Here is a 19,196-nt window from a genome sequence, read left to right as displayed (position 1 = left end):
GGTGTCGACAGAGTGCGGGGAGGGGCGCCCCTGGGCGGCAGGGTGTCGACAGAGTGCGGAGGGGCGGGCCCGGTCGGGTCCACCCGCGCCCGGGATCAGTCCATCTCGGTGGGCAGGGACGGGTCGCGGTGGTGGGCGACGCAGCGCTCGAGCTCCTCGCGCGTCGTGCGGCCCTGGCTCAGCTCGGGCAGCTCGTCGAGGCCGAACCAGCCGATCTCGAGGGTCTCGAGCTCGTCGGGCGGGCGGACGTCGCCGGTCGCCCGGCACAGGAAGAACAGCTTGACGACGCCGACGGTCATGGCCGGGCGGTGGCCGCGGGCGTCGCGGTCCCAGCAGCCGACGAGCTTGACGACCTCTGCGCCGTAGCCGGTCTCCTCGCGCACCTCACGCAGGGTCGCCGAGACGGGGGTGTCGCCGGGGTCGGCCCAGCCGCCGGGCGCCGACCAGCGGCCGTCGCTGCGCTCGCGCATGAGGAGCACGCGCTCGCGGTCGTCGACGAGCACGCCGCGGACGTCGACCTTCGGCGTCGCGTAGCCGGTGTCGCGGCGCTCCAGCTCCAGCGCCATCTCGGCGGCGTCGTCGCCGGAGAGGACCGACATCAGCTCGGCGGCCAGCTCGCGCGCCGTCTCGAAGCGCTCGACGTCGTAGGCGGTCGGGGAGAAGGCGAGCCCGCTCTGCGCCAGCGCGGCCAGGCGGACCGCGACGGCGCGCACGCGCTCGGCTGCCTCCGGCGACGACGCCGCCCCCGCCCGGTCGGCGGGGGCGGCGTCGCGGGGGGTGGTGCTGCTCACGGCACCACGACGGCGCGGCCCGTCAGCGTGCCCTCGTGCAGGCGGCGGTAGGCCTCCGGCGCCTCGTCGAGGGAGAAGCGCTCGGTGTGCACGGTGATCTGCCCGCGCTGCGCGAGCTCGACGACCTCGATCAGCTCGTCGCGCGAGCCCCAGTAGGGCACCAGGGTGCTGACCTCGAAGGGCACCGTCCCGAAGCCCACCTTCATCGCCGGCCCGCCCGCGGCGATGCCGACCACCGTCAGGTCGCCCCCGACGCGCACCAGCTGCGGGGCCAGGTCCAGCGTCGGCTGCGCGCCGACGAAGTCCAGCACCACGTCGGCGCCGCGTCCGCGCGTCATCTCGCGGACCGCCTCGACGGCCTCGGGCGAGGACTGCAGCGCCTCGGCGGCGCCGACGCGGCGCGCCAGCTCCAGCTTGTCCTCGCCGATGTCCAGCGCGACGACCCGCGTCCCGGTGAGCGCCGAGAGGATCTGGACCGCCACGTGGCCCAGGCCGCCCACGCCGATGACGACGGCGGTGGAGCCGGCGCCGAGCTTCGGCAGCGAGCGCTTGATCGCGTGGTAGGGGGTCAGCCCGGCGTCCGTCAGCGGCGCCGCGGCCACCGGGTCGAGGTCGCCGATCGGGACGAGGTGGCGGGCGTCGTCGACGAGCATCCGCTCCGCCATCGAGCCCGGCGCTCCCAGCCCGGGGGGCGCGATGCCGAGCTCGGCGGCGCGCTCGCAGTAGTTCTCCTCGCCGGCCGAGCAGCGCACGCAGCGCCCGCAGCCCCAGGGGCCGTAGACGACGACCGCGTCGCCGACCTCGACGCCGGTGACGCCCTCGCCGAGGGCGGCGACCGTGCCGGCGCCCTCGTGGCCCAGGGTCAGGGGCAGGCCGTAGGTGTACTCCTCCTCGGGCAGGCCCATGACGTACTCGTCGGAGTGGCACAGGCCCGCCGCCGTCACGTCGAGCAGCACCTGCCCCGGGCCCGGGGTCGGGTCCTCGACCTCGACCACCTCGGGCCTGGCGCCGATCTGCCGGTACTGGACGGCCTTCATCGTCATCTCTCCTCGCGTCGTCATCACTGGTGTCGTCGTCACTGGTGTCGTCCGTGCCGCCGCCGGGCGGCTGGCCGTCCGGCGGCGCCCCCGACGCTAGGTCGCGGGGCGCGTCGCCGCCGCCCGGGGCGGGGTGTGACGATGGCGCCGTGGGACGACGCGCCGCCTCTGCGGCTTCTGCGGCGGTCGCGGCGCTCGTGCTGCTGCCCGGCCCGGCCGCGGCGGTGCCGCCCGCGGCGCCGGCGCCCGAGGCGTCCGCCAGCGCCGGCGCGACACCGAGCGCGGGCGCGACCGCGGACGGGCTGAGCGAGGACGCCGCCGCGGTGGACGTCGAGGTGCTGCAGGTCCCGGTGGGCGCCGAGCCCACGGCCCCGGACGACGAGGTGGCCCTGGACGTCGCCGTCTACCGCGCGCCCGGCGGCACCGACCGCCGCCCGGCGGTGCTGCTCGCGCACGGCTTCCTCAGCGACCGCACCGACCGCGACGCCCAGGCGCGCGAGCTGGCGGCCGAGGGCTTCGTGGTCCTCACCTGGTCGGCCCGCGGCTTCGGGGAGTCCGGCGGGCTCGTGCACCTGGACGCCCCCGACTTCGAGGTCGCCGACGCGCGCGCCCTCGTGGACCTGCTCGCCGAGCGGCGCGACGTGCTCCTGGACGCCACGGGCGACCCGCGGGTCGGCGTCGCCGGCGGCTCCTACGGCGGGGCGCTGGCGCTGCTGCTGGCGGGCACCGACGACCGGGTCGACGCGGCCGCCGCCGCCATCACGTGGCACGACCTCGCGGGCGCCCTCGCGCCGTCCGCGGTGCCCGCCGTCGGGGCGAGCACGCCGGCGGCGGTCGAGGACACCGAGCCCGGCGTCCTCAAGCGGGCCTGGGTCACCCAGCTCGCGGCCGCCCGGGGCGCGGTGCCCGTGGCGGGCGTCGGCGGCCCCGGTGGTGCCTCGTGCGGCAGCCTCGCCCCCGACGTCTGCACCGCCTACCTGGACGCCATCGCCACCGGCGAGGTCGGCGAGGACCTCGCCGACCTGCTGCGCGCCTCGAGCCCCGCGACCGTCCTCGACGGCGTCGACGTGCCGGTGCTGCTGGTGCAGGGCCAGCAGGACAGCCTCTTCCCGCTCTCCGAGGCTGACGCGACGGCGCGCCGGCTCGCGGAGGCGGGCACGGACGTGCGGGTGCGCTGGATCGCGGGCGGCCACGACGGCGACACCTCGGGCGGCGGCTTCAGCACGGCCGAGGACGACCTGTTCGCCTTCCTCGACGAGACCCTCGCGTCCGGCGACGCGGCCGAGGGGGCCCCCGGCTTCGCGGCCGACGTGCCCGACGACGACAGCCTCCTCGACCAGGCGCTGAGCGGGGCCGCGCAGCAGCCGGGCGCGCCTCCCGTGGCGGGCCCGACGCCGGACGAGGAGGACCGCGAGGTCCTCGAGCTGCCCGGCTACCCCGGTGCGGGCGGCGACGCGGGCACCCCGCCCCTGGAGGTGCGGGACGTGCCGCTCGTCGGCGACGTGCAGCAGGTGCTCTCGCCCGCCGGGGGCACGCCGTCGGCGCTGACGACGCTGCCCGGCGCGGGAGCGCTCGGCGGCGGCCTCGCCGCGCTGGGCGCGGGCCTGGCCGTGCTGCCCGGCCAGAGCGCCACCTTCGACTCCGCGGAGCTGGAGGACGACGTCCTCGTGGCGGGCGCCCCGACGGTGCGCCTCGTCGTCACCTCCACGGCGAGCGACGCGACGCTGTTCACGAGCCTGCTCGAGGTGCCCTCCGGCGGCCAGGCCGTGCTGCCGCGCCAGCTCGTCTCCCCGGTGCGGCTGACCGGCCTCGTGCCGGGGGAGCCCGCGCGGGTGGACGTGGCCCTGCCCGCCGTCGTCCACCGGTTCGCGGCCGGGTCCACGATGCGGCTGCTCGTCTCGAGCACCGACCAGGGCTACGCCGTCCCGCAGGACGGTCGCCTCTACGGCGTGGCCCTCGCGGCCGAGGACGCCGCCCCGGCGGTCGGCGTCCCGGTGGCGCCCGCCGACGACGTGGTCCTCGTGTCGGGCGAGACCGAGGACGGTGGCGTCGAGGTGCCGTGGGGGCTGGTCATCGCGCTCGGGGTCGTCCTGCTGCTGTCGGCGCTGCTCGGCCCGGTCAGCCGTCGCGTCGACGCCCGGCGCGCGGCCCCGGCGACGGTGCCGGCCCTCGGCCCGGGCGTGCTCGCCGGCGCGGCCTCGCTCGAGGGCGACGGCCCGCCGCCGCCGCTCGTCGTCGACGGGCTCGCGCTGGTCTACGCCAGCGGGCTGCGCGCCGTCGACGGCGTGAGCTTCACCGTCGGGCGCGGCCAGGTCGTCGGGCTGCTCGGCCCCAACGGCGCCGGCAAGACCTCGACGCTGCGGATGGTCCTCGGGCTCGTCCACCCGACCGAGGGACGCACGCTCGTCCTCGGCCACGAGGTCGTGCCCGGCTCCGCGGTCCTGTCCCAGGTCGGCGCCTTCGTCGAGGGGCCGGGCCTGCTGCCGCACGCCACCGGCATCGCCAACCTGCGCCTCGCGTGGCAGGCGACGGGGCGCCCGCTGGAGGACGCGCGCATCGACGAGGTCCTCGAGATCGCCGCCCTCGGCGACGCCGTCCACCGCCCCGTGCGCGGCTACAGCCAGGGGATGCGCGCCCGCATCGCCATCGCGCAGGCCATGCTCGGGCTCCCGGACCTGCTGGTCCTCGACGAGCCCACCAACGGCCTCGACCCGCCGCAGATCCGCGCGCTGCGCGACGTGCTGCGGGGCTACGCCTCCTCCGGCCGCGCGGTGCTGGTCTCCAGCCACCTGCTCGCGGAGGTGGAGATGACCTGCACCCACGCCGTGATCATGCGCCGCGGGCAGGTCGTCGCGGGCGGCTCCCTGGAGGAGCTGACGAGCGGCGGCGCCGGGGACGGCGCCGGCGGCACGGCCGTCGTGGTCGACGACGTCGAGCGGGCCCGCGCGGTGCTCTCGCGCCTGCCGGGGGCCGGCGTCGAGCGCACCGCCGAGCGCGCCGAGCCGTCCGACCGTCCGGCGCCCGGCGACGGGGAGCTGACCGTCACGGGCGCCGAGCCCGAGGACGTCGTCCGCGTGCTCGTCGAGGCGGGTGTCGCGGTGCACCGGGTGGCCCCGCGCCGCCGGCTGGAGGAGGTCTTCCTGGAGGTGACCGGCACGTGAGCGACCCGAGCCAGCAGCCGAGCCGGCAGCCGAGCCCGCGCCACGAGGGCGCGAGCCCCGGCGCACGCCACGCGTCCGGAGGGACCGACGAGCTCGAGCACGCGCTCGGCTCGGCGCCGACCGGCGCCGAGCCGGGCGGGGGCGCGGACGCCGCCGGGGCGCGACCCGGGGGACGACGGCGAGGGCCGGCCTCCGCCGGCGGCGCGCAGGGCTACGCGCCGCGGCGGACGCTGACGCTGCGCGCCGAGGCCGCGCGCCAGGTCACGCGCCGGCGCACCGTCGTCACGGCGGTCCTGCTCGCCCTGCTCCCGGTCCTGCTCGTGGGCGCCTTCGCGCTCGGGGACGGCGACACCTCCGGCGCCCCGGACTTCGTCCAGCTCGCCACCGAGGGCGGCGCGAACCTGGCGCTGTTCACCCTCTTCGTCGCCACGGGCTTCCTCATCCCGCTGGTCGTGGCGCTGCTGTGCGGGGACCCGCTGTCCTCCGAGGCCAGCTGGTCCAGCCTGCGGTACCTGCTCGTCTCGCCCGTGCCGCGGCGCCGGCTGCTGCGCAGCAAGCTGGTCGTCGCCCTGGTGTCCTCGGTGATCGCGGTGGCCGAGCTGATGGTCGTCGCGTACCTGCTCGGCACGCTCGTCTACGGCGCGGACCCGCTCGTGTCGCCGGGCGGGGACGCCTTCGACCTGGGGGAGGGGCTCTGGCGCCTCGGCGTCGCGACGGCCTACGTGCTGGTCTCGACGGCGGCCTTCGGCGGCTTCGCCTTCCTCGTCGGCACCCGGTCCGACGCGCCCCTGGCCGCCGTGGGCAGCGCGGTGCTGCTGGTCGTCATCTCCACGGTGCTGGACCAGATCCAGGCCCTCGGCGACCTGCGCGAGGCCCTGCCGACGCACTTCCAGTACGCCTGGGTGGGCCTGTTCCAGCCCGACCCCGCCTGGGACGACCTCCTGACCGGGAGCCTGTGGGCCCTGCTGTGGGCCGTCGTCGCGATCCGCCTGGCCTTCTGGTCCTTCGGCCGCAAGGACGTCCTCAGCTAGACCGCGCGCCGTTCCGCCGCGCGGTCCGGCCGTCCTGCCTCCACGCTCGACCGGGCCCTGTCGGGCCCGTCCGCGAGGCACCGAGGAGAACCAGGTCCATGAGCTCGTCCGCACCCAGCACCGACCAGGCCCCCGCCGGGCTCTACGGGAGCACCATCGGCGACCGGATCGTGCGCGCCACCGTCGCCGAGGGGGTCGGGACGGCGATCCTCGTCTACGTGGGCACGAGCGCCGCCGTGGCCGGTGCTCTCGGCTCGCAGACCTACGACCTGCTCGGCGTCGTCCTCGCGTTCGGCGTCGTGCTCGTGGCCCTGGTGGCCGCGCTCGGCCACGTGTCCGGGTGCCACCTCAACCCCGCCATCACGATCGGGCTCGCGAGCACCGGCCGCTTCCCGTGGAGGTTCGCGGGGGCCTACGTGGGCGCCCAGGTCGTCGGCGGGCTCGTGGGGGCGCTCGCCACGTGGGCGTCCTACGGGGACAGCGCCCGCACCGAGGCCCTCCTCGCGGCCACCACGCCCGGCGAGGGCGTGTCCTCCGGCCGGGCGTTCCTGGTGGAGATGCTCGTGACCTTCGTGCTCGTCCTGGTGGTCATCTCCGTGGCGACCGACGACCGCGCGGAGGGCGCCGCGGCGCCGATCGCCGTCGGCTTCGCCCTCGCGGCGGCCATCTTCGTCGCCGGTCCGCTGACCGGTGGCGCCGTCAACCCCGCGCGCGCGATCGGCCCGAACCTGCTCGCGGGCGAGCTGGCGCCGCTGTGGATCTACCTGCTCGCCCCGGTCGTGGGCGGCGTCCTCGCGTCCGTGCTGTACGACCGGGTGCTGGCGCCCGCCGACCCGCCGAGCTGACCCCCGAGCAGCTGTCCCGCCGCTGAGCCGGCCCCCGCTGAGCCGGCCCCCGCTGAGCCGGCCCCCGCTGAGCCGGCCCCCGCTGAGCCGGCCCCCACCGGGCCGGCCCTCGCCGGTCGCCCCCGGCGCGGCCGCCGCTCACGCGGCGCCGCCGCGGTCCGGGGGCGGTGGGAGGGGCGTGCCCTGGTGGTGGCGCAGCCGCCACGCGCGGTCGCGGCGGTGCCACACCGAGCTGCGCCGCACCGGCCTGGTCGGGCGGTCGGACAGGTACGTGACGAGGACGACCTCCTCGCCCAGCGCCACCGCCCGCACGTCGTCGAGGGGTGCGGGCCCGGCGGCGCGCTCGGCGAGCAGGGCCTCGACGACCGAGGCCCGCGTCCAGCTTCTCCCCGAGGCCCCGACCTCGGTGAAGTCCTCGTCGAGGAGCGCCTCGAGGCGCTGCCGGCAGCCCCGGACCACCGGCTCGAGCAGCTCGCGCTCCAGGGCGACGACCTCGTCCAGCTCCCGCGCGTCCACCCGGCCATGGTGACCGCTCCGTCCTCCGGCCTGCCTGCGCGGGCCCCGGTGGTCCCTCCGCCGGCACGGACCCCGGCGGGACCAGGCGCGCGCTCTGGGACGATCGCGCGGTGAGCACGACGGGCGAGCGGACGGCACGACCACCCGGCAGCGGCGCCCCCGCCGACGGCGGGGCGGTGCTCACGACGCGCGTCGTCGGCGCCGGCAGCGCCGAGGACCCCGCCCTGCGCGAGGACCTGCTGCGCACGTGGGTGGAGGTCTCTGAGGCGGGCGGCAGCGTCGGCTTCGTGCCCCCCGTGGACCCGGCCGCGGTGGCGGTCGCGCTCGACGCCGCGCTGCAGCGCGTGCGCGCCGGCGCCGACGCGCTCGTCGTCCTCGAGGAGCAGGACGGGGGCGGGCGCCGGGCCGTCGGCATGGCGGTCCTGGCGAGCGGGGGCAGCGCCATCACCGCGCACTGGCGCACGGTGGGGCGGCTGATGGTGGCCCCGCACCTGCAGGGCCGCGGTGTGGGGCGCCGCCTGCTGGAGGCCGTCCACGACGCCGCCCGCGACCTCGGCCTCGAGCAGCTGTCCCTCGCCGTCCGGGACGGCCAGGGGCTGCAGCCGTTCTACGAGCGGGCCGGGTACGTGGTCGTCGGGCGCCACCCCGGCGCGCTCCGGGTGGGCCCCGGCGACGACCGCGACGAGGTCCGGCTCGTGCGCCGCCTCTGACCTCCCGCGTCCCCGCTCGGCGAGATGTCGTCACAGTGCCGGGAACCGCGCCGCTGGACGGCGAGGTGTCGTCACAGTGCCGGGAACCGCGCCGCTGGGCGGCGAGGTGTCGTCACAGTGCCGGGAACCGCGCCGCTGGGCGGCGAGGTGTCGTCACAGTGCCGGGGATCGCGTCGGTGGGCGGCGAGATGTCGTCACAGTGCCGGGGATCGCGTCTGTGGCTGGCGAGATGTCGTCACAGTGCCGGGAACCGCGCCGCTGGACGGCGAGGTGGCGTCACAGTGCCGGGAACCGCGCCGCTGGGCGGCGAGGTGTCGTCAGGGTGCCGGGGGACGTGCCGCCGGGCGGCGATCCCTCCCGTCAGCGGGGCGGCCCGATGGGCTCCTCGCCCGGGGTCAGGCCGATGTGCAGGTGGTCGGCGTGCAGGGCGTCGCTGAAGAAGCCCCCGCCGGGGCCGGCGTCGAGGTCGACGGGCCCGCCCACCTCCGTGGCGCCGGCGGCCCCGGCCGCGCGCATGGCCGCGACGGCGACCCCCCGCGCGGCGGGGTCGACGACCAGGCGGCCGTCGAGGCGCCAGACGTCGACGGCGCGGCCGCGGGTGTGGTTGGAGAGCCGGTCGGTGCCGAAGACCTCGGCGGGGTGCCCGGTCCGGAAGACGGAGACCGCCACCTCGTGCTGCTCGGCGAGCCGCAGGAGCACCGCCAGGGCGTCGTCCGCGACGACGCCCTGGCGCACGTCCGCCGCCGCGTCCTCGGGCAGCTCGACGCGGGGCGAGGCGAGCACCTGCTCGCCGAGCGCGCTGGGCGCGCCGTCGGGCGGTCGGGGCGCTGCCGGGACGACCCCGGTGACGCGCCAGTCCCCGTCGGGGGAGGGCGCCAGGCGCACGTCGAGGGTGGTGCCGCGGGAGGACGCCGCGCCGCGCGGCCCGCGCAGCTCCTGGCGGGCGGCGACCATGACGCTCGCGGCCCTGGCGGTCAGCCCGCCGTACTGCGGGTAGAGGACCTCCGCGGCGGCTGCCGCCGAGGCGGGCGAGGCCAGCGGCCCCAGGGCCGCGGCGAGGGCGGCGCGGTCGACGTCGGGGGCGAGCAGCCCGGCGGCGTCCAGGCGCTCGAGCAGGCTCTCGCCGTCGCCCCCCGAGGGGGACCCGCCGGCGGCGGCGGTCGCGGCCTCGTCCCAGGTGCCGGCCACCTCGACGGCGCGGGCGGCCGCCGTCTTGACCTCCGGCTGCACCTCCCCGGGCCCGGGCTCCCAGGGCGCGGGGACGGGCGGCGCCTCGACGGGCGGGACCTCCAGCGCAGGCGCCGGCGGCGCGCCGGACGAGGCCACGGCCGTGCTGCTGGGAGCGCCCGCTCCCGCGGTGGGTGCGGGGCTGCAGGCCACGAGGGCGGCGGCCGCGGCGAGCGCGAGCGCGCAGGCGAGACCGCGGGTCGTGCGCGCGCCGTCCGCGGCGCGGGAGGCCGCGGGGCTCACGCGCCGCTGGTGCGGGCCGACCGCTCCGCCTCGCGCGACGGGGTGGCACCCACCCGGGCGTCGGCGGCGGTGGCGCGCACCACCCCCGCGAGGTCGCCGCCCTCGCGTCGCACCTCCAGGCGCGGCCCGGAGGTCGTCCGCCCCCGGGGCTCCGCGGCGGTGCTCCCCAGGTCGAGGCGGTAGGTGAGCACCCGGGCGCCGTCGCGGCTCGTGCGGTCGGCCACGCGCTGCCAGCCCAGCCGCTCGTAGAAGGCGGCCGCACCGCCGTCGGCCCGGGTGACCAGCTCGGCCACCGGGGTCCCCGCCGCCCGCGCGCGCTCGCAGAAGGCGGCGAGGAGGGCCTCGCCGACGCCGGCCCCCCGCGCCGCCGGGTCGACCACGACGGCGGAGACGACGGCGACGGGCGTCACGGGGCCGACGTCGGGGGCGGGGGCGGTCGGGACGTCGCCGCCCCGTGAGCTGGCGAGCAGGCGCCGGGCGTACGGGCGGGCGCGGGTCCTCGCGAACCGGACCGCGGTGGCGGGGCGGGCCAGCAGCGCCACGGCTCCCGCGCGCAGCAGCGCCCAGCGGTGCCGGGCGAGGACGTCCTCGACGTGCGCGGCCTGGTCGCTCGCCCCGACCAGGAAGCCGACGGAGACCGGTCCCTCGGCGTCGACGAGCTCGGCGACCAGGGCCGTCCCGTGCGGGGCGTCGCGGTGCGTGTCGTGCCAGCGCGCGACGAAGCGCTCTCCCAGCCCGGGGAAGAAGCCGTGGGGCAGGTGCTGGCACTGCCAGCGAGCGGTGACGGCCAGGTCGCCGGGCTCGGCGGGGCGCACGCGCAGGGCTGGGACCGTCGTCGCGCTCGGTCGGGGCGCGCCGTGCCGCGGGGTCCTGCGCGCGGGGGAGGGGAGCACGGGGGAGGACGCTCCTCGAGCCGGTGGCGTGTCCGTCGGTGACGGTCTGTCACCCCAGGATGAGCCAGACGGGTAGTCCTCGCCCGGCCGACACGCCGCGCGCGGCGAGGACCCACGGCACCCGACGGCCCCCCTGCGCGCGACGGCCCCCGCCGCACGCGACGGCGCCCGCCACCGCGAGCGGTGACGGGCGCCGTCGAGCGGCCCGCGAGGGCCGAGGTGCGCTGAGAGCGGGTCAGCTCTTGGCGGCGGCCTTCAGCTTGCTGCCGGCCTTGATGCTGACGCCGGTGGTCGCGGCGATCTCGATGGACTCACCGGTGCGGGGGTTGCGGCCCTGGCGGGCGGCGCGCTCGACGGTCTCCACGGTGAGCAGGCCCTGGATCTGCACGCCCTCGCCCTGCGAGACGGCCTCGATCAGGACGTCGGCGAAGCCGCCGATGACCTTGTCGACGTCGCTCTGCGACAGGTCGCCGTCGATCTTGTCGCTGATCTTCTGCACGAGCTGGCTGCGGTTCATGGACACGCGGTACCTCCAGGTCTGGCCCGGCGGCTCGGCCGGGTCGGTGGTCTCGGGCGCCGGCGGACCGCGCGCCCGAGTCGGTGGGTGGTGCTGGTCTTGCTCGGCCGCCGGGCGGGAGCCCGTCGGACCGGTGCACGCAGAGTGCTCGGCCGCGACCCTACGCGCTGCGGGACCTCGGGCGCCCGACGACGCGGGGCCCGAGCGGGCGCGTCGCCCGACGCGAGCGGCCGATGGACGCCCGGTGCGCCGCTACGCGTCGAGCCCGGCGAGGGTGGCGACGAGGACGGCCTCGATGGTGTGGCGGCGGTTCTCGGCCTGGTCCCAGACCACGGACGCCGGCCCCCGGAACACCTCGTCGGTGACCTCCATCTCCTCCAGGCCGTAGCGCGCGTGGACGGCGCGCCCCACCGAGGTCTCCAGGTCGTGGAAGGCGGGCAGGCAGTGCATGAAGAGGGAGTCGGGGTTGCCGGTGGCGGCCATCACCCCGGCGTCCACCCGGTAGGGCCGCAGCAGGGGGACCCGCTCGTCCCAGGTGCTCTCCGGCTCGCCGAGGGAGACCCACACGTCGGTGTGCACGACGTCGACGCCGCGCACCCCCTCCTCGACGTCGGAGGTGACGCTCAGGCGGGCTCCCGTGCCGTCCGCGACGGCGCGCGCCGCCGCCAGCACCTCGGGCGCGGGCGCCAGCTCCGGCGGGGCGACGACGCGCGCGTCCATGCCGGTGAGGGCGGCCATGGCCAGCAGGGACGCGGCCACGTTGCCCCGTCCGTCCCCGAGGAAGGCGAACGACGTCTCGGCCAGCGGGCGCGGGCAGCGCTCGGTCATGGTCAGCGCGTCGCACAGCGACTGCGTGGGGTGCCACTCGTCGGTGAGCCCGTTCCAGACGGGCACCCCGGAGACCTCGGCGAGGAGCTCCACCGTGGCCTGGGCGGCGCCGCGGTACTCGATGCCGTCGAAGAGCCGGCCCAGCACGCGCCCGGTGTCCTCCGCCGACTCCTTGGAGCCGAGGTGCGAGCCCGCCGGGTCGAGGTAGGTCGTGGTGGCGCCCTGGCCCGCCGCGGCCAGCTCGAAGGCCGCGCGGGTGCGCGTGCTCGACTTCTCGAAGAGCAGCGCGATCGCGCGGCCCTCCAGGCGGCGCCTGCTCGTGCCCGCGCGGCGCTCGGCCTTGAGCCGGGCGGCCAGGTCGAGCAGGGCGGCCCACTCCTGCGGCGTGTGGTCCAGCTCCTTGAGGAAGCTGCGGCCGCGCAGGTCCACGGCGCCTCCGGGGGTGACACCGGGAGGGCCGGCGAGGGGGGCCTGCGGGCGGTCGAGGTCGGGCGTCGCGTCGTCCACGGCCCCGATCCTGCCTGGTCGCGCCCCGGGGCGGTCGGACCCCCGCCCGGGGGCGGCTCCGACGTCGGTCAGGGGCGGCGGTCAGGACCGGTCGTCGACCGTGGGGCACCCCTCGCACGTGACGAAGCCCTCGGAGGCCAGCCAGTCGCGCGCCACCAGGGCGGGGTCCTCGCCGTCGACGTCGACGCGCCGGTTGAGCTCGATGAGCACGTCGTTGCTCAGCGCCTGGCTCACCGGCTGCAGCACGTCGGCGATCTCGGGGTGCGCCTCGAGGGTGGCGGCGTGGAAGACGAGGGCCGCGTTGTAGGCGGGGAAGAACTCGCGGTCGTCCTGGAGGACCGTGAGGTCGAGCGAGGCGATGCGCCCGTCGGTCGTGAACACCTCCCCGAAGCTGCACGTGCCGCGGGCCGTCTCGGAGTAGACGACGCCGAGGTCGTAGATCCCCACCTGGTCGGGCGGGACGCCCTCGGGGGAGCCCAGCGGCAGGTCGTAGGCCTCGAGCAGGGGCTCGAACCCGTCCGAGCGGCTGCGGAACTCGGGCTCCAGGCAGAAGGTGCGCTCCTCCACCGGGACCTCGGCGATCTGCGACGTCGTCGTGATGCCGAGCCGCTCGGCCGTCTCCGGGCCCATGGCGAACGCGTAGGCGTTCTCCATCGGCGACGGGGGCAGCCACGTCACGCCGTTCGCCGCGTCGAGGTCGCGCACCGCCTCGTACTGCTCCTGGGAGTCCGGGATGGTCTCGGTCTGGCCCAGGTAGGTGAGCCAGGCGGTGCCCGTGTACTCGAACTGGACGTCGCTGTCGCCCTGCACGAGCGAGCTCCGCGCCGAGACGCTGCTGGGGATGCCGGAGGTGTCCACGACGTCGGCGCCCGCCACGTCGAGGGAGATCGCCAGCATCTTCGCGAGGATGAGCTGCTCGGTGAAGCTCTTGCCGGAGACGACGACCTCGACGCCGTCCAGCGCGGGGACCGGCTCGATGGAGCCCGGCTCGGCGGCGGGGATGAACTGGTTGGCCCCCTGCAGGCCGCAGGACGCCGTCGCGGCGACCAGGGCGACGGCGACCGCGGTCGCCCTCGCCCGGCGGAGGCCGGCGGTGCGGCGCTCGCCCCGGGGGAGGGCGTCGCGGGGGAGGGCGTCGCGGTGGGGGGCGCGAGGGGAGGTGCGCATGGGAGGTCTCCGGTCTCTGCGGGCGGACGTGCCGGCGTGGGCGCCGGCCCCGGGGGGTGCCGCGGTCACAGCCCGCGCGGGCGGGCGACCTCCTCGACGACCCGCCCGGCCCAGTCGACGAGGAGCGCGAGCAGGGCGACCAGCGCCGCGCCGGACGCGAGCAGCAGGGTGTCGTCGAGCGTGATGCCGGTGGTGATGAGCTCGCCGAGCCCCCCGCCGTTGATGAAGGCGGCCAGCGTCGCCGTGCCGACGAGGAGCACCAGCGCCGTCCGGACGCCGGAGAGCATCACCGGCACGGCGAGGGGCAGCTCGACGCGGCGCAGCACGGCCCCGGTCGTCATGCCCATCCCGCGGCCGGCCTCGACGAGCCGCTGGTCGACGCCCTGCAGACCGGTGATGGTGCCGGCGAGCACGGGCAGCACGCCGTAGGCGACGAGGGCCACGACGGCCGTCGAGAACTGGGCGCCCAGCCAGATCGCCAGCAGGACGACCAGGCCGATGGCCGGGGCCGCCTGGCCGAAGTTCGCCACCAGCACGACCGGGCCCGCGAGGCGGCGCGTGCGGGGACGGGTGAGGAAGATCCCCAGGGGGATGCCGATGAGGAGCACGACCACCGCCGCCACGAGCGTCAGCTCGAGGTGCTCCAGGGTCAGCGAGACGACCGTCGCCGGCGTGAGCAGCGCCGAGGCCGTGCCGGTGATCTCGCCGGTCGCGACCCACAGGGCGAAGAGCCCGAGCGCGGCGAGGACGGCGAGCGGCTGCACGACGAGCCGGCGCCGCCCCGGCCGCAGCCCGAGCCGTCCGCCCCGCCCCCGCCCGGCGGGTGCCCCCTGGGTCCGCGCTCCCGGGACCCGCCCCTCCTGGGCCTGCACCGGCGTGCTCACGACGCGCCCTCGCCGGCGAGCGCGCGAGCGGCGTCCTCGTCGTTGCCGGCGACGGGGACCGGACCGTCGTCGCCCGAGCCGCCCCGCGTGGTCGCGACCGCGTCGATGGCCGTCTGCAGGAAGAGCACGCCCTCGTAGACGTCGTTCTTCCCGGTGACGACCACCCCGCCGTAGCGGGACCCGAGCATGGCGTCCAGGGCCGCGTTGAGCGTGGCCCGCCGGTCGACGGAGAGGACGTCCTCCACGCGGTCGAGGACCACGTCGCCCTCGGCCTGCAGCTGGCGCAGCCAGGGCCAGCGCTGAGGCCGGCCGCGGTCGTCGAGGACGACCGCGGCGGCGTCGCCGACGGCCCGGGCGCGCGCCACGACGTCGGCCACGGCGTCCCCGACGCGCGCGGTCGTCGTCTCCTGCAGGGCCTCGAGCTCCCCGACCCGGGTGAGGGTCAGCGCCTTGAGCGCGGCGCCCGAGCCGACGAAGTCCTCCACGAAGGGGTCGGCGGGGTGGGCCAGCACCTGCGCGGGCGTGTCGTACTGGACGACGCGGGCCCCCTCGCCCAGGACGACGATCCGGTCGCCGAGCTTGACCGCCTCGTCGAAGTCGTGGGTGACGCACACGATCGTCTTGCGCAGCTCGTCCTGGATCCGCAGGAGCTCGTCCTGGAGCCGCTGGCGGGTGATGGGGTCCACGGCCCCGAACGGCTCGTCCATGAGGAGGACGGGCGGGTCGGCCGCGAGCGCCCGGGCGACGCCGACGCGCTGCTGCTGCCCGCCGGAGAGCTCGCCGGGGTATCGGTCGCGGTACTTCGCCGGGTCCAGCCCGACGAGCTCGAGGAGCTCGTCGGTGCGCTCGGCGATCCGCTTCTTCTCCCACCGGAGCATGCCGGGGACGATGCCGACGTTCGTGGCGACGCTCATGTGCGGGAACAGGCCGCCCGCCTGGATGACGTAGCCGATCTGCCGGCGGAGCTCGTCGCCGTCCAGGGAGAGGACGTCGCGGCCGTCGATGGTGATGGTGCCGCTCGTCGGCTCGATGAGGCGGTTGATCATCTTGAGGGTCGTGGTCTTGCCGCAGCCGGAGGGCCCGACGAGCATCACGATCTCCCCGGCCGGGATCTGCAGGCTGATCCGGTCCACGGCCGCGCCGCCCTGCCCGGGGTAGGACTTCGTCACGCCCACGAGGTCGATGGCGGCGCCGCTGACGCCGTCGGGCCGGTGCCCGTCGAGCGGTCCGGCGGAGGCGGTGGAGTCAGGCACGGATCCCCCTGGAGGTGGTCGCCCGTCCGAGCAGGACGAGGAGAAGGTCGAGGACGAGCGCGAGGAGGACGACGAGCACGGTCCCCGTGAGCGCGGACTCGAGGGCGCCGGCGCCGCCGAGGCGCGTGAGCCCGGTGAAGATGAGGCCGCCGAGGCCGGGGCCCGTGACGTAGGCGGCGATGGCGGCGATGCCCATCACCATCTGCGTGGAGACGCGCACGCCGGACAGGATCACCGGCCACGCCAGCGGCAGCTGCACCCGCAGCAGCCGTCGGGTCGCGCCCATGCCGAGGCCGCGGGCGGCCTCGAGCAGCTGGCCGTCGACGCCGGACAGGCCCACGACGGCGTTGCGCCAGATCACCAGGAGCGCGTAGAGGGTCACCGCCGACACCGCAGCGGTGACGCCCTGGCCCGTGGCGCCGTAGACGACGGCGATGACCGCCAGCGCGGGGAGGGTCAGCCCGACCGAGGAGACGGTCGCCGCGAGCCCGCGCGCCCAGGCCCGGCGGTGGCAGACGACCCCGAGGGCCACCCCGAGCGCCGTCGCGAGGAGGACGCTTTGCACGACCAGGCTCACGTGCTGGAAGGCCTGGAAGGCGATCTGCTCGCGGCGCTCGGCCACGAAGTCCCAGAGGTCCATGGGTCGCGACGGTAGGCGCAGGGGAGCCGACGGCGACCCGAACGGCTCGTGAGGGACGCAGGGGTCCGCCGAGCGCCTCCGACGCGGTCTGTCCTGCACCGCTTCCCGGTCAGGTCACGATCGCGTCACCGAGGCGCGCCACGGCGCACCGGGCGTCCTCCTGTCGGGGAGCCCCCGCGCGGGCTCCCCGCGGGGCGCGGGTCAGCCGGCGGGCGCGCGGACGGCGCCGGCCGCCGCCTCGAGGCCGCCGAGGGACAGCACGGCCTCGGCGACGTCGGCCACGCGGCGCCGGGCCGAGCGCGAGGCGCGCCGCAGCGCGCCGAAGGCCGCCGTGGCGTCCACGTCCTGCTGCGCCATCAGGTACCCGACGGCGCGCTCGACGACGACGCGGTGGTCGAGGGCGTGCTGCAGCTGCTCGGCCAGACGGCCCGTGCTCTCCGCGGCGGCGGCCGTCTGCAGCAGGCCGGCGGCCAGGCGCGCGGAGGACTCCAGGACCTCGAGCTGGGACGGCTCCCATGCCCGAGCCTCCTCCCGCACGGCCACGAGGCAGCCGACGGGCCCGCCGGCCACGGAGACGGGCACCGTGGCCACGGCCCGGGGCGAGCCGCCGCCCGTGGCCCTCTCCGGGGGCGTGCCCCCGTCGGTCGGCGACGCCGGGTCGTCGATCCCGGCCGGCAGCTCGTCCTGCGGCGCAGCCGGCTCGCCGGACAGCGCGGGGCCGAGGGTGGGCCACCGGGGGTCCACGGTGACGTCGGCGCTCGCGCGCACGATCCCGAGCACCTGGGCGTCCGTGGCGGGGCCGGAGACGACCTCGTCCTCGGCCTCCTCCAGCGTCCGGGAGGCGCTCCCCGTCCAGGCGACGCAGGTGAGCCGGCCGTCGGGGTCGCGGAGCATCAGGCCCGCGGACGCCAGCGGGAGCGCGGACCGCAGCGAGGACAGGATCTCGCCCAGGGTGTCCGCGGTCGTCGTGCCGGTCGGGGTCTCCGCGGAGGCCGCCAGCTGCTGGAGCCGCGCGAGCCCGGCGCGGAGGGCATCGGGGTCGACGTCGGTCATCGCTCCATGCTGTCGCCTCGCGGCGGCGAGCGCCCGCCGACCCCCGGTGAAGGGCCCCCGCCGAGCGCCGCGACGCCCAGAGGCGGTCGCGGCACCCGGCGAGGACCGGCGAGCGGGTCAGCCCACGGGGCGCAGCAGGGCCAGGGAGTCGGGGCCGCCGCCGCCCGGGACGGCCTGCGGGAGGGCGAGGTCGCCGGGGCGGCCGAGGACGAAGCTGTACGTCGAGCTGACGCTGCCGCCGACCCGGTCGTCGCTGACGAAGAAGGTCCGCCCGCGGCGCAGGGCGAGGCCGTCGTAGTCGGCGTCCGGCTCGACCTCGAAGTTCCCCGCCACCGGCATGTCGCTGGCGCGCCCGAAGACCGAGGACGTCACGCGACCACCCCCCGGCGCGTTCTCGCTCGCGAAGTAGTAGCGGTTGCCCCGCTTGACGGCGACCTCGTCGACCCCGTCGCCGTCCCAGTCGCCGACGAGCGGGACGTCGCCCGGGCTGCCGAAGGCGAAGGACGTCACGGACCCGCCACCGGTGACGGCCTCGCTGCCGAGGAAGAACGTCCTGCCGCGCTGCACGCCCAGCTCGTCGTCGCCGTCGCCGTCCCAGTCACCGCAGAGGGGGACGTCGGTCGCGCGGCCGAACCTGGCGAAGCCGCCGTCCGGGAGGAGCCACTCCCCGCCGTTCCACACCGCCGGGCGGTCCGTCGTGCCGCCGATGTCGCAGAAGAGGGGGAAGTCGCCCGTGTAGACGGAGTACGAGTACGGGACCCGCGCAGGGCTGACCTCGGTGTTGAGCCCCTGGACGTAGATCTCGTCGGGGCCCAGCGCCGAGGCGGGCAGGGCGGGGGCGAGGACGGCGGCAGCAGCGCCGAGGGCGAGAGCTGCGCGCAGGGCGGTCTTCACAGGGGTTCTCCTCCGAGATGTCGTCCGACGGTCGCCGCGGGATCGCGCGGCACTACGGATCCTGGAGGAGCAGGGCGACAGATGTCCTGGTCGTTGCAGCATCGTGATCACGGACGGGCGAGCTGCGGCGGCGAGCTCGCCCGTCGAGCCCCCTCGACGCGACGGCGCTGCGAGGGCGCTCCGTCGCGTCGAGGGGGGGAGTCGCGGTCGGTCTGCTCAGAGCGCCGGTCGCAGGACGCCGACGAGGCCGTCACCGGGGGTGATCGCCAGGTCGCCCGGGCGTCCGAGGGTGAAGTCGTAGTCGGCGGTCACGGGCCCGTCGACGCGGTCCTCGCTGACGTAGACGGTCCGGCCGCGGCGCGCGGCGAGGCTGTCGTGCTCCTGGGTGGAGAGTCCCCGGACCGCCACCACCTGGTCGGTGGCGCGCCCGAACACCGTGGACACGACGGCGCCCCCTCCGTCGACGGCGCCCTCCGCGAAGTGGGTCACCCCGCCGCGGCGCACGGCGATCTCGTCGACCCCGTCTCCGTCCCACTCGCCCACGAGCGGCTGGTCGGAGCCCCGGCCGAACACGAAGGAGGTGACGCCACCGCCGCCGTCGAGGGCGCCGGAGGCGAGGGAGTACCGGTTCCCCCGCTTGACGGCGGGCTCGGCGTCGCCGTCGCCGTCGAAGTCACCGCACAGGGGGAGGTCGGTCGCGCGGCCGAAGCTGAACGAGCCCTCGCCGTCCGGCATGGTCCACACGCCCGCGTTCCACCTCGTCGGGCGGGGCGGGGTGGGGGCGACGCCCTCGAAGCCGCAGAAGAGCGGCACGTCCCCGGCCGCGAGGGAGCCGGCGTAGGGGACCCCGCCCCCGACGAGTCCGTGCGCAGGTCGACGACGTAGAGCTCGTCCGGTGCCGCTGCCGCAGCGGGCAGGGTGGGAGCGAGGCAGGCGGCGGTGACGGCGAGGGCGACGGTGGTGCGCGCAGCGGTTCTCACGGGGAGGTCCTCCTGGGTG

General features: G+C 77.2%; 18 protein-coding genes. 4 read left to right on the top strand and 14 right to left on the bottom strand.

From position 1 onward, the window contains the following. Nucleotides 1-95 precede the first annotated feature (95 nt). Nucleotides 96-791, bottom strand: coding sequence for an NUDIX hydrolase N-terminal domain-containing protein (locus Q0848_RS11675; protein ID WP_299037726.1), 696 nt, complete (start codon nucleotides 789-791; stop codon nucleotides 96-98). Next, nucleotides 788-1,828 (bottom strand): NAD(P)-dependent alcohol dehydrogenase, encoded by a 1,041-nt coding sequence (locus Q0848_RS11670; protein ID WP_366146572.1) that lies wholly within the window; start codon nucleotides 1,826-1,828, stop codon nucleotides 788-790. Before Q0848_RS11670 ends, Q0848_RS11675 begins: the two co-directional genes overlap by 4 nt. 149 nt (nucleotides 1,829-1,977) lie before the next feature. On the opposite strand from Q0848_RS11670, the gene Q0848_RS11665 reads away from it, so the two are divergent. The 3 genes from Q0848_RS11665 to Q0848_RS11655 all read left to right on the top strand — a co-directional run bounded on the left by Q0848_RS11665 (nucleotide 1,978) and on the right by Q0848_RS11655 (nucleotide 6,865). After that, a complete protein-coding gene (locus Q0848_RS11665; protein ID WP_299037722.1) occupies nucleotides 1,978-4,989 on the top strand; it encodes an alpha/beta fold hydrolase in 3,012 nt (1,003 codons plus the stop codon). Further along, nucleotides 4,986-6,020, top strand: coding sequence for an ABC transporter permease (locus tag Q0848_RS11660; RefSeq protein WP_299037720.1), 1,035 nt, complete (start codon nucleotides 4,986-4,988; stop codon nucleotides 6,018-6,020). The genes Q0848_RS11665 and Q0848_RS11660 overlap by 4 nt, the downstream gene beginning before the upstream one ends. Before the next feature lie 98 nt (nucleotides 6,021-6,118). Further along, the gene (locus Q0848_RS11655; RefSeq protein WP_299037718.1) at nucleotides 6,119-6,865 is read left to right on the top strand and encodes an MIP/aquaporin family protein; all 747 of its coding nucleotides are present in this window, start codon (nucleotides 6,119-6,121) and stop codon (nucleotides 6,863-6,865) included. A gap of 138 nt (nucleotides 6,866-7,003) precedes the next feature. Here Q0848_RS11655 and Q0848_RS11650 read toward each other — a convergent pair whose 3' ends face one another. Next, nucleotides 7,004-7,381, bottom strand: coding sequence for a nuclear transport factor 2 family protein (locus tag Q0848_RS11650; RefSeq protein ID WP_299037716.1), 378 nt, complete (start codon nucleotides 7,379-7,381; stop codon nucleotides 7,004-7,006). Between the two features lie 110 nt (nucleotides 7,382-7,491). Between Q0848_RS11650 and Q0848_RS11645 the strand changes: the two genes are divergently transcribed. Beyond that, the gene (locus tag Q0848_RS11645) at nucleotides 7,492-8,091 is read left to right on the top strand and encodes a GNAT family N-acetyltransferase (RefSeq protein ID WP_299037714.1); all 600 of its coding nucleotides are present in this window, start codon (nucleotides 7,492-7,494) and stop codon (nucleotides 8,089-8,091) included. Nucleotides 8,092-8,451: 360 nt separating this feature from the next. Here the strand turns inward: Q0848_RS11645 and Q0848_RS11640 are convergent, their stop codons facing one another. The 11 genes from Q0848_RS11640 to Q0848_RS11590 all read right to left on the bottom strand — a co-directional run bounded on the left by Q0848_RS11640 (nucleotide 8,452) and on the right by Q0848_RS11590 (nucleotide 19,010). After that, the gene (locus Q0848_RS11640; protein ID WP_299037712.1) at nucleotides 8,452-9,561 is read right to left on the bottom strand and encodes a hypothetical protein; all 1,110 of its coding nucleotides are present in this window, start codon (nucleotides 9,559-9,561) and stop codon (nucleotides 8,452-8,454) included. Then, nucleotides 9,558-10,376, bottom strand: coding sequence for an N-acetyltransferase (locus Q0848_RS11635; protein ID WP_299037710.1), 819 nt, complete (start codon nucleotides 10,374-10,376; stop codon nucleotides 9,558-9,560). Before Q0848_RS11635 ends, Q0848_RS11640 begins: the two co-directional genes overlap by 4 nt. Nucleotides 10,377-10,689: 313 nt before the next feature. Next, a complete protein-coding gene (locus Q0848_RS11630) occupies nucleotides 10,690-10,977 on the bottom strand; it encodes an HU family DNA-binding protein (RefSeq protein ID WP_366146552.1) in 288 nt (95 codons plus the stop codon). 246 nt (nucleotides 10,978-11,223) lie between these two features. After that, nucleotides 11,224-12,228 (bottom strand): ornithine carbamoyltransferase, encoded by a 1,005-nt coding sequence (argF, locus tag Q0848_RS11625; RefSeq protein ID WP_299037758.1) that lies wholly within the window; start codon nucleotides 12,226-12,228, stop codon nucleotides 11,224-11,226. A 159-nt stretch (nucleotides 12,229-12,387) separates the two neighbouring features. Then, on the bottom strand, nucleotides 12,388-13,473 hold the full coding sequence (locus tag Q0848_RS11620) for a glycine betaine ABC transporter substrate-binding protein (protein WP_299037707.1): 1,086 nt from the start codon (nucleotides 13,471-13,473) through the stop codon (nucleotides 12,388-12,390). Between the two features lie 65 nt (nucleotides 13,474-13,538). Next, complete coding sequence (locus Q0848_RS11615) at nucleotides 13,539-14,195, bottom strand: ABC transporter permease (protein WP_366146571.1); 657 nt, start codon at nucleotides 14,193-14,195, stop codon at nucleotides 13,539-13,541. A gap of 158 nt (nucleotides 14,196-14,353) precedes the next feature. After that, on the bottom strand, nucleotides 14,354-15,610 hold the full coding sequence (locus Q0848_RS11610) for an ABC transporter ATP-binding protein (RefSeq protein ID WP_299037703.1): 1,257 nt from the start codon (nucleotides 15,608-15,610) through the stop codon (nucleotides 14,354-14,356). Further along, on the bottom strand, nucleotides 15,603-16,250 hold the full coding sequence (locus Q0848_RS11605; RefSeq protein ID WP_299037701.1) for an ABC transporter permease: 648 nt from the start codon (nucleotides 16,248-16,250) through the stop codon (nucleotides 15,603-15,605). Before Q0848_RS11605 ends, Q0848_RS11610 begins: the two co-directional genes overlap by 8 nt. Nucleotides 16,251-16,451: 201 nt before the next feature. Then, nucleotides 16,452-17,303, bottom strand: coding sequence for an ANTAR domain-containing protein (locus Q0848_RS11600; RefSeq protein WP_299037699.1), 852 nt, complete (start codon nucleotides 17,301-17,303; stop codon nucleotides 16,452-16,454). A gap of 117 nt (nucleotides 17,304-17,420) precedes the next feature. Continuing rightward, entirely contained in the window at nucleotides 17,421-18,197 is a 777-nt protein-coding gene (locus Q0848_RS11595; protein ID WP_299037697.1) for a hypothetical protein, read from the bottom strand. Between the two features lie 216 nt (nucleotides 18,198-18,413). Next, entirely contained in the window at nucleotides 18,414-19,010 is a 597-nt protein-coding gene (locus Q0848_RS11590; protein ID WP_299037695.1) for a hypothetical protein, read from the bottom strand. Nucleotides 19,011-19,196: the final 186 nt, after the last annotated feature.

Source organism: uncultured Pseudokineococcus sp., assembly GCF_947495735.1.
Classification (GTDB): domain Bacteria; phylum Actinomycetota; class Actinomycetes; order Actinomycetales; family Quadrisphaeraceae; genus Pseudokineococcus.
Note: the sequence above shows the minus strand (reverse complement) of the source record. Positions and strands in the feature narration are given on the sequence as shown.